General features: G+C 63.6%; 14 protein-coding genes. 6 read left to right on the forward strand and 8 right to left on the reverse strand.

What is annotated here, in order from left to right; genetic code table 11:
* Nucleotides 1–6 precede the first annotated feature (6 nt).
* From ACL9RJ_RS19980 to ACL9RJ_RS19995, 4 genes are all read right to left on the reverse strand, one after another.
* Complete coding sequence (locus ACL9RJ_RS19980) at nucleotides 7–774, reverse strand: uroporphyrinogen-III synthase (protein ID WP_422765583.1); 768 nt, start codon at nucleotides 772–774, stop codon at nucleotides 7–9.
* Nucleotides 771–1,712, reverse strand: a complete 942-nt coding sequence (gene hemC / locus ACL9RJ_RS19985) for a hydroxymethylbilane synthase (protein WP_422765584.1) — start codon at nucleotides 1,710–1,712, stop codon at nucleotides 771–773. The genes ACL9RJ_RS19980 and hemC overlap by 4 nt, the downstream gene beginning before the upstream one ends.
* Nucleotides 1,713–1,850: 138 nt before the next feature.
* Entirely contained in the window at nucleotides 1,851–2,597 is a 747-nt protein-coding gene (locus ACL9RJ_RS19990) for a LytR/AlgR family response regulator transcription factor (protein WP_017125485.1), read from the reverse strand.
* Entirely contained in the window at nucleotides 2,594–3,676 is a 1,083-nt protein-coding gene (locus ACL9RJ_RS19995) for a sensor histidine kinase (protein ID WP_042935101.1), read from the reverse strand. The genes ACL9RJ_RS19990 and ACL9RJ_RS19995 overlap by 4 nt, the downstream gene beginning before the upstream one ends.
* A gap of 183 nt (nucleotides 3,677–3,859) precedes the next feature.
* Here ACL9RJ_RS19995 and argH point away from each other — a divergent pair, with 183 nt between their 5' ends.
* Nucleotides 3,860–5,254 (forward strand): argininosuccinate lyase, encoded by a 1,395-nt coding sequence (argH, locus tag ACL9RJ_RS20000; RefSeq protein WP_177087190.1) that lies wholly within the window; start codon nucleotides 3,860–3,862, stop codon nucleotides 5,252–5,254.
* A gap of 178 nt (nucleotides 5,255–5,432) precedes the next feature.
* Here the strand turns inward: argH and ACL9RJ_RS20005 are convergent, their stop codons facing one another.
* Nucleotides 5,433–6,092 (reverse strand): glutathione S-transferase family protein, encoded by a 660-nt coding sequence (locus tag ACL9RJ_RS20005; protein ID WP_017125488.1) that lies wholly within the window; start codon nucleotides 6,090–6,092, stop codon nucleotides 5,433–5,435.
* 125 nt (nucleotides 6,093–6,217) lie between these two features.
* Between ACL9RJ_RS20005 and ACL9RJ_RS20010 the strand changes: the two genes are divergently transcribed.
* The 3 genes from ACL9RJ_RS20010 (at nucleotide 6,218) to ACL9RJ_RS20020 (ending at nucleotide 9,947) form a co-directional block, all read left to right on the forward strand.
* Nucleotides 6,218–6,502: a hypothetical protein gene (locus tag ACL9RJ_RS20010; protein WP_178992327.1), complete on the forward strand. Its 285-nt coding sequence runs from the start codon at nucleotides 6,218–6,220 to the stop codon at nucleotides 6,500–6,502.
* Between the two features lie 166 nt (nucleotides 6,503–6,668).
* Nucleotides 6,669–6,917: a TIGR02647 family protein gene (locus tag ACL9RJ_RS20015; protein ID WP_017125490.1), complete on the forward strand. Its 249-nt coding sequence runs from the start codon at nucleotides 6,669–6,671 to the stop codon at nucleotides 6,915–6,917.
* 183 nt (nucleotides 6,918–7,100) lie between these two features.
* Nucleotides 7,101–9,947, forward strand: a complete 2,847-nt coding sequence (locus ACL9RJ_RS20020; RefSeq protein WP_177118618.1) for a class I adenylate cyclase — start codon at nucleotides 7,101–7,103, stop codon at nucleotides 9,945–9,947.
* A 36-nt stretch (nucleotides 9,948–9,983) separates the two neighbouring features.
* Here ACL9RJ_RS20020 and rnk read toward each other — a convergent pair whose 3' ends face one another.
* The 3 genes from rnk to cyaY all read right to left on the reverse strand — a co-directional run bounded on the left by rnk (nucleotide 9,984) and on the right by cyaY (nucleotide 11,182).
* Nucleotides 9,984–10,397, reverse strand: coding sequence for a nucleoside diphosphate kinase regulator (gene rnk, locus ACL9RJ_RS20025; RefSeq protein WP_212810276.1), 414 nt, complete (start codon nucleotides 10,395–10,397; stop codon nucleotides 9,984–9,986).
* A 228-nt stretch (nucleotides 10,398–10,625) separates the two neighbouring features.
* Nucleotides 10,626–10,850, reverse strand: a complete 225-nt coding sequence (locus tag ACL9RJ_RS20030; RefSeq protein ID WP_422765609.1) for a DUF1289 domain-containing protein — start codon at nucleotides 10,848–10,850, stop codon at nucleotides 10,626–10,628.
* A complete protein-coding gene (gene cyaY, locus ACL9RJ_RS20035) occupies nucleotides 10,850–11,182 on the reverse strand; it encodes an iron donor protein CyaY (RefSeq protein WP_017125494.1) in 333 nt (110 codons plus the stop codon). Before cyaY ends, ACL9RJ_RS20030 begins: the two co-directional genes overlap by 1 nt.
* A gap of 216 nt (nucleotides 11,183–11,398) precedes the next feature.
* Between cyaY and lptM the strand changes: the two genes are divergently transcribed.
* Nucleotides 11,399–11,560, forward strand: coding sequence for an LPS translocon maturation chaperone LptM (gene lptM / locus ACL9RJ_RS20040; RefSeq protein ID WP_017125495.1), 162 nt, complete (start codon nucleotides 11,399–11,401; stop codon nucleotides 11,558–11,560).
* A gap of 9 nt (nucleotides 11,561–11,569) precedes the next feature.
* Nucleotides 11,570–12,817, forward strand: a complete 1,248-nt coding sequence (gene lysA / locus ACL9RJ_RS20045; RefSeq protein WP_422765586.1) for a diaminopimelate decarboxylase — start codon at nucleotides 11,570–11,572, stop codon at nucleotides 12,815–12,817.

Genomic DNA, 12,817 nt, shown 5'->3' on the forward strand with positions numbered 1-12,817 from the left:
TTGCATTCAGAAAGCGGGTACGGGGAACTCCCGTAGCGCCGCCAGCAAAGCCGTGGCGTTGGCACCACGACAATCCACAACATGTTGAGCCCCGGCGGCACGAGCCATCTGCGCCACCCGGGGGCTTGGAACAAACAACGGCAACCGGACCACTTCCGGCCAGGCCGCGCCCGCCAACTGCCGCAGGTGTTCAAAACCCTGCCCACTGCTGACCACCAGCCCGTTCAGGCGTTCCGCGCGAATCTGCCCGATCAGGGTGCCCTCGGCATACGCCGGCAGGCAGCGACGATAGAGTTCCAGATAGTCGACACTAGCACCTTGGCCGCGTAAACGCTCAGCCAGGAGCTCGCGCCCGCCCTCTCCGCGCAGGATCAGCACGCGGGGATCGGGCTGTGCCAGGGCCTCCTGCAAGGCCGGCAGGTCGAGCAAGGCCTCGCTGTCATCGCCATCGGCCGGATAGTCCACCCGCAGGCCGTAGTCGTCCAGCAAGCGCGCCGTCGCGGCACCGACGGTGAACCAGGGCAACAGCGGCGGCTGCGGCCAGTACTGGTCCACCAGGTCCAGTCCCAGGCGCGCGGCCGGCTTGCTGACGACAATCGCCGCCGAATAGAAAGGCAGGTTGAGAATCTTCGTCAGCCCGGCACCATCGACCACCAGCGGCTCGATTTCCAGCAGCGGCAAGGCACTGCTGAAGATCCCGGCCTCGGCCAGTACCGCCGACAGCGCGGTCGACTCATCCGTCGGCCGCGTGAGCAGCAGACGCCAGCCGGTCATTCCTCGCCGGCCTCGCCATAGACGGCCTTGAGAATGACGTCCGCGCCCTGCCCCAGCAGATCCTCGGCCACCCGCACGCCCAGCGCCCGGGCATCCGCTTGCGGAGCGCGCGCTTCGGCGCTCAGCAGCAGGCCGCCGCTGGGCTGGCCGACCAGGCCACGCAGCCAGACCTGCTCGCCTTCGAGCACGGCGTAACAGGCGATCGGCACCTGGCAGCCACCGTTGAGGTGCTTGTTCAGGGCCCGCTCGGCGGTGACCCGTACGGCGGTGTCGGCGTGATGCAGGGGGGCGAGCAGTGCCTGGATCTCGCTGTCGGCGCTGCGGCATTCGATACCGACCGCGCCCTGGCCACCGGCCGGCAGGCTTTCCTCGACGCTGATGGCCGAGGTGATACGGTCTTCGAAACCGAGGCGGATCAGTCCCGCGGCCGCCAGGATGATCGCGTCGTACTCGCCGGCATCGAGCTTGGCCAGGCGAGTGTTGACGTTGCCGCGCAGGAAGCGGATCTGCAGGTCGGGACGGCGGGTCAGCAGTTGCGCCTGGCGACGCAGGCTCGACGTGCCGACCACCGCGCCCGGCGGCAACGCATCCAGGCTGGCATGGGTATTGGAGACGAAGGCATCGCGGGGATCTTCACGCTCGCAGATGCAGAACAGGCCGAGCCCCTCGGGGAAATCCATCGGCACGTCCTTCATCGAGTGCACGGCGATATCCGCCTCGTGCTCGAGCAGTGCGGTTTCCAGCTCCTTGACGAACAAACCCTTGCCGCCGATCTTCGACAGCGGCGAGTCGAGCAGCTTGTCGCCGCGACTGACCATCGGTACCAGGGTCACCTTCAACCCCGGGTGAGCCTGTTCCAGGCGGGCCTTGACGTATTCGGCCTGCCAAAGGGCCAGCGCGCTCTTACGGGTGGCGATGCGGATTTCGCGAGAAGACATGGATCGATCCGTACTGAATAGATACGGCAGATAATAACAGTTCAGCCCGGCCAGCTTTGACTTGTATCAGAAAGTCCGCAGCCTCCCTGGCCTGGAACAGCGGACGGACAAACCTCGGGGCCTGTGACAAGCCCCGGATCAGAGCTGCTGCATCATCTTGCGCACACCGGCGACATGGCGCCGGCTGACGATCAGCGCATCGCCGTTGAGGCCCTTGAGGAACAACTGGAAGTGCCCCAGGGGCGTGCGCTGCAGGCGTTCGATGCGTTCGCGGGCCACCAGCGCATTGCGGTGGATACGCACGAAGCGGTCGCCGAACTCGTCTTCCAGGGCCTTCAGCGGCTCGTCGAGCAGGACTTCGCCGCCTTCGTGGCGCAAGGTCACGTACTTGTGATCCGCGATGAAATAGATCACCTGGTCGAGGGGAATCAGTTCGATCCCCTTGCGGGTCCGCGCACTGATATGGGTACGCGGTCCGGCGCCGGTTTCCGCGGCCGGGCGGGTCAGCGCGGCCAGTTGCACGCGGTTGGGCCGCTCGGCCTTCTTCAGGGCCTCGAGCAGATGCTCGGAACGCACCGGCTTGACCAGATAACCCACGGCGCTGACCTGGAACGCCTCCAGGGCAAACTCGTCATGGGCGGTGCAGAACACCACCGCCGGCGGCGTTTCGCGCTCGCACAGGCGCGCGGCCACCTGCAGGCCATCCAGGCCCGGCATGCGGATATCGAGCAAGACGACATCCGGCTTGAGGCTGTCGATCAGGGCCAATGCCTCTTCGCCATTGGTGGCGCTGGGCTCCAGGACACTGTAACCCTCGAGTTCGCCAACCAAACGGCTCAGGCGCTCGCGGGCCAGGGGTTCGTCATCAACGATCAGGACATTCATATTGCGCTGGATTCCTGCGTGAGTCTCGCACAAGGATAGCGTAGACAGGTGAAGTGACGTCCGTCACGGCGATCCACGCTAAGACTAGCGCGAGGCCCAAAAAGTGCCGTAAGTCGGGCACCAATGTTCACCAGCGCCAGTTGAGTACCGCTCGACACCTGCTGCTGGGCAGCATCGTCGTAGGGATTGCTGATACACAATATGAACTCTCCCTCTTTATAGTCGGCTTCGACTCTGACCACCCCGCCTTCGACCCGCGGCGCGATTCCATAGATCAGAGCGTTTTCCAGCAATGGTTGCAAGGTTAGTTGCGGGATCGGCAAATCGTCCGGAATTGTCCCCACCCTCCAGTCCAACTGTAGACGGTTGCCAAGCCGATAGTGTTCGATCGACAAATATCGTTGCGCTAATTCCAGCTCGTCGCGCCACGACACCAGGTTCCCCGGCTTGGCGAGACTGGCCCGGAACAGGTCCGACAGATCCAGCACCGCCTGCTCGGCCTGCCTCGGGTCGGTCGCCACCAGGCTGGCAATACTGTTCAGGCTGTTGAACAGGAAGTGCGGCCTGATCCTCGCCTGCAACGCCTCGAGCCGCGCCTGCAACTCCGCCTGCTGCTGGCGCCGCCACTGACTCTGCAGGTAAAAGTAGCGCAACATCAGCGCCGACATGATGAGACTGATCAAGCCATGGCGCAGATAACGGCCGAAACTGCCGGCGTCGACCTGCCGCTCGACAAGGGAAAGGTACTCGGTCAGGGCGGTGCAGATCAGCGTCAGGCCGACCACCAGGGCACAGCACAAGGCACCCGCCACCCCGGGACGCAGGCGCGCCAGCCAGGACCGGGCGCCACACAGCACCGCCGCCGAGAGCAGCACGATCCACTGCACGTACAGCGAGGTCAGCGCCAGGCGTACCCAGTCGAAACCGGCGGGCATCGGCTCGGACAGCACCAGCACCATCACCAGCAACTCGGCCAATACCACTAGCACCAGCAGCGCTTCTGGCAGGCAGAGCTCCGGCAGGAAGAATTCCGGTGTCGCCGGCGCATCACGCGCCACCTTCGTTCGTGAGATTGGCATACGGGGCGTATTCCCGAAACGAGAGACCCAGTCTCCGCGCCTGCGCTGCCGGCGACAAGCCGCCCGACCGATTCGGTCGAAATAAAAACCGCGCGACCAGTGTCAGCCCCAGCGGGGGCAACCCTGTTATGATCGGCAACGACTTTTCCGGCAACCCACCTTCAGTAGATCACGAGCGAATCCATGAGCACCGACAAGACCAATCAGTCCTGGGGCGGCCGCTTCAGTGAACCCGTCGACGCCTTCGTCGCACGCTTCACCGCCTCCGTCACGTTCGACCAGCGCCTCTATCGTCACGACATCATGGGCTCCATCGCCCACGCCAGGATGCTGGCCAAGGTCGGCGTGCTGACCGATGCCGAGCGCGACAGCATCGTCGACGGACTGACCACCCTCCAGGGCGAAATCGAGGCCGGCAACTTTGACTGGCGCGTGGACCTGGAAGACGTGCACATGAACATCGAGGCGCGTCTGACCGACCGCATCGGCGTCACCGGCAAGAAGCTGCACACCGGGCGCAGCCGCAACGACCAGGTCGCCACCGATATCCGCCTGTGGCTGCGGGACGAAATCGACCTGATCCTGGCGGAAATCACCCGCCTGCAAAAAGGCCTGCTGGAACAGGCCGAGCGTGAAGCCGGCACTATCATGCCCGGTTTCACCCACTTGCAGACCGCACAGCCGGTGACCTTCGGCCACCATATGCTGGCCTGGTTCGAAATGCTCAGCCGTGACTACGAGCGCCTGGTGGACTGCCGCAAGCGCACCAACCGCATGCCCCTGGGCAGCGCGGCGCTGGCCGGCACCACCTACCCGATCGACCGCGAATACACCGCCCAGCTGCTGGGCTTCGATGTGGTCGGCGGCAACTCCCTGGACAACGTTTCGGATCGTGACTTCGCCATCGAGTTCTGCTCGGCGGCCAGCATCGCGATGATGCACCTGTCGCGCTTCTCCGAAGAGCTGGTGCTGTGGACCAGCGCGCAGTTCCAGTTCATCGACCTGCCGGACCGCTTCTGCACCGGCAGCTCGATCATGCCCCAGAAGAAGAACCCGGACGTGCCGGAGCTGGTACGCGGCAAGACCGGCCGGGTGTTCGGTGCCCTGATGGGCCTGCTGACCCTGATGAAAGGCCAGCCCCTGGCCTACAACAAGGACAACCAGGAAGACAAGGAACCGCTGTTCGACGCCGCCGATACCCTGCGCGATTCGCTGCGGGCCTTCGCCGACATGATCCCGGCGATCAAGCCCAAGCACGCGATGATGCGCGAGGCGGCACTGCGCGGCTTCTCCACCGCGACCGACCTGGCGGACTACCTGGTGCGTCGTGGCCTGCCGTTCCGTGATTGCCACGAGATCGTCGGCCACGCGGTGAAGTACGGCGTGGAAAGCGGCAAGGACCTGGCGGAAATGAGCCTGGAAGAGCTGCGCAAGTTCAGCGACCAGATCGACCAGGACGTGTTTGCGGTATTGACCCTGGAAGGCTCGGTCAACGCCCGCGATCATATCGGCGGAACCGCGCCGGCACAGGTCAAGGCAGCGGTCGCCCGCGGCCAGGCACTGCTCGCCAGCCGCTGATCCCTGGTGGGAGCCGGCTTGCCGGCGAGGGCGATCGATCAGCCGAGGCCAGGCTTACGGGCCTCTTCGCTGGCAAGCCAGCTCCCACAAGGTTTGTGCTCGAACCCATGTTCCGCATGCGACACTCATCCGGTGGGAGCCGGCTTGCTGGCGATGGCGTCATGATGAACGCCACAACCTATTTCTTGGCGGCAATCATCGCCATGAACGCCGGCATCGCGGCCTCCTTGTCCGCCGCGATCCGCTGGGCATGCTCCGTCTGCTGCAGACGCTCCAGCAAGGCCTTCGCCTCCGGCATCCCGGCCAACAGATCGATCCCGAACAGCTTCTGGCCGACCGCGCAGGCCAGGTCGACGCTGTAGAGAAAATATAGGTCCGCCACGCTCAACTCGTTGCCCGCCACATAAGGGGCGAACCGGCCATGGCGCTTGAGCGAGGCAAAGCCCAGCAACAGCTCGGTGCGGGTCTTTTCCTTGATCGCCTCCGGCACCGGCATGCCAAAGAACGCCTCGGCAAACGAAGCCCGCGCCGGCAGCTCGATGTACAGCTCGATCTCCTTGGCCAGCGCCAGGACCTGGGCACGCCGGAACGGGTCGCTGGGCAGCAGCGCCTTGCCGCCCTGGGTGTCGTCGAGGTATTCGAGGATCACGCTGGTTTCGTTGATATAGCCCTGCTCCACGCCCAGCACCGGAACTTTCCCGCGCGGGCTGATTGCCAGGGCCTCCGGCGTCTGTCCGGCGTAGAACGGCACTTCCTCGAACGACAGGCCCTTCTCGAGCAATGCCAGCTTGACCATGTTGTAGTAGTTGCTGACAGCAAATCCATAAAGCTTGAGCATCACAAAGCCTCCAGGCCGTGCGGGGGGTTGGCGGGGGAAGTTATAGTGCACCGGACAAAATTCAACCAGCAGCATCACGGCGATGAATACGGGTAAACTGCCGACCTTTCCTTGAGGAGCCTGCCATGAGCGAGCCAACCGATATCGACAACGACGAAGAAGAGTTCGCCGAGAGCACCCTGGTCCAGGCCATCGAAAACCAGATCGAAAACGACAACCCGCCGGCCGCCAAGGCCACGTTCAACAAACTGACCCTGGTCGGCTACGAACGCGACGAGATTCTCACCCTCATGGCCCATGTATTGGCGACGGAAATCGACGCGATGCTCGACGATGACCGCGCGTTCGATACCCAGTGGTACGAAGACGCCCTGCGCGCCTTGCCGGAGCTGCCGCCCGAGAAGCAGTGAGCGTTTCAGCAAGGACTGTCTACACTGGAAAAACCCTGTAACAACTGATCCCACGCCTCCAGCACGCCATCCGGCCGCGCGCTCATCCAGCACTGGACAGCCCGCGCAAGTGGGATCACCTTAGGGGCGCTGTCGTCCAATAATTCCTAGAAAGTCTGGAGTCCTTATGTCGTATACCCCTGAGTTGGTTGCCGAACTGGAAATCCTTGCACTGTTCAACCTGGGGAGTTCCCAGGAGGGCCTGAAAATTCATCAGACCGCTGCCCCGACTGCCATCGCCGCCGCCAAACGCCTGTTCGACAAAGAACTGATCACCCAGAGAGACGGTGGTTACCTGACCAGCCTGGGCCGTGACGCCGCCGAACATGCCCAAGGCCTGCTGACCATCCTGAACGTCCGAAAAGAAGCCGCCTGAGTCCGCCCCAGGCCCACGCAATCCTGTGTTTTCACGGGTTGCGCGGGCTGACCGCGGCCACTCATCTGGCAATCTGACATCCATCGACAAATTCAGCTTAAAGCGCGGCCCGCTTAGCCTGTAAACTGCCACCCTTCAGAGATTTCCTACTGTCGAGCGCCGCTGAGCCGGTTTGAGTTTGAAATGACGCGCACCCACGAAATTCGCCCAAACCTGGACGAGGGCATCGACCGCAAGGTGCTCAGCCAGCTGCGCTCGCGCTTTCTGAAGCTCAACCAGGGTCGGCTCGACCGTGCCATGGAAGGTCTCTCGCCGCGCCAGCAGGTCGTGCTGAACGTGCTGCCGCTGTTTTTCCATGTCAATCATCCCCTATTGCCCGGCTATGTCTCGGGCAGCACGCCGGCCGGGCTGTCGAGCTACGAGCCGGACGATTCGGCGCTCGCCGAAGCCCAGCGCCTGACCCGCTCCTTCTCCTACAAGGCCCGTCACGGCAACCCACCGCGGCCGATCCACGGGCTGTTCCTGATGGGCAGCCTGGGAACCCTGGCCCAGGCCGACCAGAGCGACATGGACTTCTGGGTCTGCCACGCCAGCGACCTGAGCCAGGGCGAGCTGGCGGAACTGCGCAAGAAATGCCAGTTGCTGGAAACCTGGGCGGCCAGCCAGGGCGCCGAAGCGCATTTCTTCCTGATCGACCCGGCGCGCTTCGTCCGTGGCGAGCGGGACGCCCAACTGAGCTCGGAAGACTGCGGCACCACCCAGCACTACCTGCTGCTGGACGAGTTCTATCGCACCGCCATCTGGCTCGCCGGACGGACGCCGCTGTGGTGGCTGGTGCCGGTGTACGAGGAGGCGCGCTACGACCAATACACCCATACCCTGCTGTCCAAGCGCTTTATCCGCGCGGACGAAGGCCTGGACCTCGGCCATCTGGCGCAGATCCCGCCGGGCGAGTTCATCGGTGCCGGGCTCTGGCAGTTGTTCAAGGGGATCGAGTCGCCCTACAAGTCGGTGCTCAAGCTGCTGCTGACCGAGGTCTATGCCAGCGAGCACCCGCGGGTCGAATGCCTGAGCCTGCGCTTCAAGCAGGCGGTGTTCGCCAACCAGCTGGACCTCGACGAGCTGGACCCCTATATCGTGGTCTACCGGCGGATCGAGGAATACCTCAAGGCCCGCAACGAGCCGGAACGCCTGGAACTGGTACGGCGCAGCCTGTACCTGAAGGTCAACCGCAAGCTAACCGGCAACAGCTCGCGCAACACCAGCTGGCAACGCCAGTTGCTGGAGCGCCTGGCCGGCGAATGGGGCTGGGACCGCCGGCAACTGGCGCTGCTCGACAGCCGCAGCCAGTGGAAAGTCCGCCAGGTCAGCGCCGAACGCCGCGCACTGGTCAACGAACTCAACTACAGCTATCGCTTCCTGACCCAGTTCGCCCGTACCGAGCAGGCGGTCAGCCTGATCAACAAGCGCGACCTCAACGTGCTCGGCCGCCGGTTGTACGCCGCGTTCGAGCGCAAGGCCGGCAAGATCGAGTTCATCAACCCCGGCATCGCCCCGGACCTCGCCGAAGACACCCTGACCCTGGTCCAGTCGCCCAACCGCAAGGAGCCGGGGCAGACCCATTGGGGCCTGTACAACGGCAGCCTGGGCGCCCAGGAGTGGGAACACTTCGCGCCGATCAAGCGCAGCCGCGAGCTGCTGGAATTGCTGACCTGGTGCCACCGCAACGGCGTGATCGACAGCAGCACCCGCCTCGCCCTGCACCCCGGCAGCAGCGACCTGACCGAATTCGAGCTGTTCAACCTGCTCGGCAGCCTGCAGCAGGTGATCGCCCTGCCCCTGAGCACCGTCGGCGAGGAACAGTTGCTGCGTCCGAGCATCCCGGGCGAGGTGCTGTTGCTGGTCAACGTCGGCGTAGACCCGCTCAAGCACCACCGCGATCTGAATATCCTGATGACCACCGAGCGCACCGACTCCCTGAGTTATGCCGGTGTCCGGGAAAACCTGGTGCTGACCCTCGACCAGGTCACCCTCAACAGCTGGAACGAAGTGCTGATCAGTCGTTACGACGGCCCCCATGCCCTGCTCGACTGCCTGCGCGACTACCTCAACAACCTGCCCCTGGGCCGCGAGATGCCAAGGCTGCGGGTACGCTGTTTCTGCCACAACCGCGCGCAATTCATCGCCCAGCGGGTCGAGGAAGTGCTCAATACCGCCCAGGAATTGCTGATCGGCGACCTCAACCACCGCTACCTGGTGCAGGTCCAGCAGCATTACCACGTCCTGGAACTGGTTCCCGGCCAGGTCCGCCATATCGCCCTGGACAATCTGTCGACGCTGCTCGACTACCTGAGCGCCGACCTGTCGAGCTACAGCCCGTTGCACCTGGATCTGCGGGCCATGGAGGAACACGACCTGGCCCTGGTGCTGCCGATGGGCCAGCCCGAGTGCATACAGGTGTTCTTCCGGATCAACGAGAACCAGGCCGAGCTGTATGTGCTCGATGAGTTCAATGCCTTGTGGCAACAGCGCCTGCCATTCCATGACGAGCAAAGCCTGCTGGTGCCGCTGCAACGTTTCCTGCAGTCGATCCTGTACCGTCGCGAGGCCTTGATGCCGATGGATTCGACGTTGCCCGCGACCGTGCTGGAAACCCTGTATTACCAGCTGCTGCCCTCGGCACCGGGGCGGGCACGACGGGTCGAGACCCGGCCGGCACCGCAGACGCCGGTCAACAAGCCGTTCTACGACGTCCAGGCGATCGTCGGCAAGGCCGGGCCGAACGAAGTCCAGGTCACCCTGTACTGCAATCAGCGGGAGTTTTCCCAACTGGAATACGGCGACCAGCTGTTTATCGCGGTCGCCCAGGAAATTATCGGCCAGCGGCGCGAGGTCGAGCGCTATCGCTGCTACATCACCGACCTGGACCTCAGCGGCCTGGTCGGCGAAGGCACGGGCTCGACCAACCTGTACCTGCGCTACAAGGCCGACCTGGAAAGCTCGCTGAATATCGCCCTGGAACAGGCCTGAGAGGGTTCAGGGGTGTGAGGGCTTGTAAGTGAGGGCTCAGAGGTGGAAGTCACCGGCCGCTTCCGGCTGGTATTCCACTTCCAGCAGGGTCAGCTTCAGGGTCTTGCCACCCGGGGCCGGCCAGTCGATGTGCTGGCCGACCTGCAAGCCGAGCAGGGCGCTGCCGACCGGCGCGAGAATCGAGATCTTGCCTTCGTCGGCATTGGCATCCTGGGGATAGACCAGGGTCAGGTGATAGTCCTTGCCACTGCCTTCTTCACGGCAATGGACCCGGGAATTCATGGTCACGACACCGGCGGGCACTTCTTCGTGGCCCACGACGCTTTCAGCGCGATCCAGTTCGGCCTGCAACGCGACGACGCCCGGCAGCGAATCGTCCAGGCTGTCGATCAGGCGCTCGAGACGCTGCACATCGAGGCGGGTGAGGATGATGGAAGGTGCGGTGATCATGATCCAGGCAGACTCCTTTTTTCTGCACGATAAAAGCAAAACCCCGCCACGAAAGGCGGGGTTTTCACTGGCCTCGTCATCGCGAGGCATGGTCGGACACTATCACAGCAGCGCAAATACACAAGTCGCAGAACAATGCATGTCCCGCTGGGAGCTGGCTTGCCAGTGACTACGATGCCCTGTTCACCGCAGCCATCGCGGGCAAGGCAACGCCCGCGAGGACCGCGATCAGGCCTGCGCCCGGCGCTGTCGCGCCTGCTCGCAGATCACCCGGCGGCGCTGGTCGTCCGCCGAGCGCCATTCGCGAATGTCCTCGACATGCCGAAAACAGCCGATACACACTTTTTGCTCGTCGAGCCGGCACAGGCTCACGCAAGGCGAAGGCACGGCCGGGCTGATGTTGCTGTACAGCGGCTTGGCGGGTCTTGCCGGTGTGGCTTGCTGCGTCACGATCAGATCTCGTCGAAGTCCAGGTTGACGCCGGCTTGCTCCAAAGTCGAGCGAGCAATGATCTCGCTCAGCAACTCATCGGTCTTGTCGCACGTCCAGACGCAGTTTTCTTCATCATAGTCAAAATGAAAACCGCCCGACTTAGCGGCCAGCCAGAGCTGACGCAGAGGCTCCTGGCGGCTAACAACCAGCTGGGAGCCCCCTTCGAACTTCACGGTCAACACACCCGCGGAGTTCTCCAGGTCCACATCCAGGCCACTCTCGTCAAAAATATCTTCCAGCACTTGCTGGGTGGCATCGACCAGATCGTGAAAACGGGCTTCAGTCAAACTCATTGCGCGAACCTCGAAAAATACTGGTCACTCCAGGCGCCCGAAGATACGGGCGCTCGCGGATGATTGCAAAGCATAACCACCCTGGAGCGACAGTGACATCAATAATCCACCAGGTCCCGATCGACCCGGCGGAGTCCGGCTGGCGGCCCGCATAGGCAAGCCGCCGGGTGGCCGGTATACTCGGGCGCAATTAATGCTTTTACAAAGGATTTCGCCATGAAGCGCCTGATCTCTTCCCTTGCTGCGCTCCTCGCGATCGCTTGCCTGGTCTCTGCCTGTGGGCAAAAAGGTCCGCTGTATCTTCCCGATGACAGTCAGAACCCGGACGACCAGGCCAAGTCCTCGCAGGCCAAAGCGCACAAGCACGACACCTACTAAGGGATCACCATGGACGCTTTTAACTACCGCGACGGTGAACTGTTCGCGGAAGGTGTAGCTTTGTCCGCCATCGCCGAGCGCTTTGGCACGCCGACTTATGTCTACTCCCGCGCCCATATCGAGGCGCAGTACCACGCTTATGCCGATGCCCTGCAAGGTGCCGCGCACCTGGTCTGCTATGCGGTCAAGGCCAACTCCAACCTCGGCGTGCTGAATGTCCTGGCGCGCCTCGGCGCCGGTTTCGACATCGTATCCCGTGGCGAACTGGAGCGTGTCCTGGCCGCCGGTGGCGCGGCGGACAAGATCGTCTTCTCCGGCGTCGGCAAGAGCCGTGACGACATGCGTCGTGCCCTGGAAGTCGGTGTGCACTGCTTCAACGTCGAGTCCACCGACGAGCTGGAGCGCCTGCAGGTGGTGGCGGCCGAGATGGGCGTTCGCGCGCCGATCTCGCTGCGGGTCAACCCGGACGTGGATGCCGGCACCCACCCGTACATCTCCACCGGTCTGAAGGAAAACAAGTTCGGCATCGCCATCGCCGACGCGGAAGAGGTCTATGTCCGCGCCGCACAGCTGCCGAACCTGGAAGTCCTGGGCGTCGATTGCCATATCGGCTCGCAACTGACCAGCCTGCCACCGTTCCTCGACGCCCTCGACCGCCTGTTGGCGCTGATCGACCGCCTCGGCGAATGCGGTATCTACCTGCACCATATCGACCTCGGTGGCGGTGTCGGCGTGCGTTATCGCGATGAAGAGCCGCCGCTGGTGGCCGACTACATCAAGGCCGTGCGCGAGCGCACCGCCGGCCGCGACCTGACGCTGATGTTCGAACCGGGCCGCTTTATCGTCGCCAACGCCGGCGTGCTGCTGACCCAGGTCGAATACCTCAAGCACACCGAATACAAGGACTTCGCCATCGTCGACGCGGCGATGAACGACCTGATCCGCCCGGCGCTGTACCAGGCCTGGATGAACGTCACCGCCGTGCGCCCGCGTGACAGCGAGCCACGGGCCTACGACATCGTCGGACCGATCTGCGAAACCGGCGACTTCCTGGCCAAGGACCGCCAGCTCGCGCTGGAGGAAGGCGACCTGCTGGCCGTGCACTCGGCCGGCGCCTATGGTTTTGTCATGAGCTCCAACTACAACACCCGCGGCCGTGCCGCCGAAGTGCTGGTGGATGGCGAGCAGATGATCGAAATCCGCCGTCGCGAGACATTGGCCGAGTTGTACGCCGGCGAAAGCCTGTTGCCGGAGTAA

Source organism: Pseudomonas sp. Mn2068 (assembly GCF_049319725.1).
Taxonomy (GTDB): Bacteria; Pseudomonadota; Gammaproteobacteria; order Pseudomonadales; family Pseudomonadaceae; genus Aquipseudomonas; species Aquipseudomonas gingeri.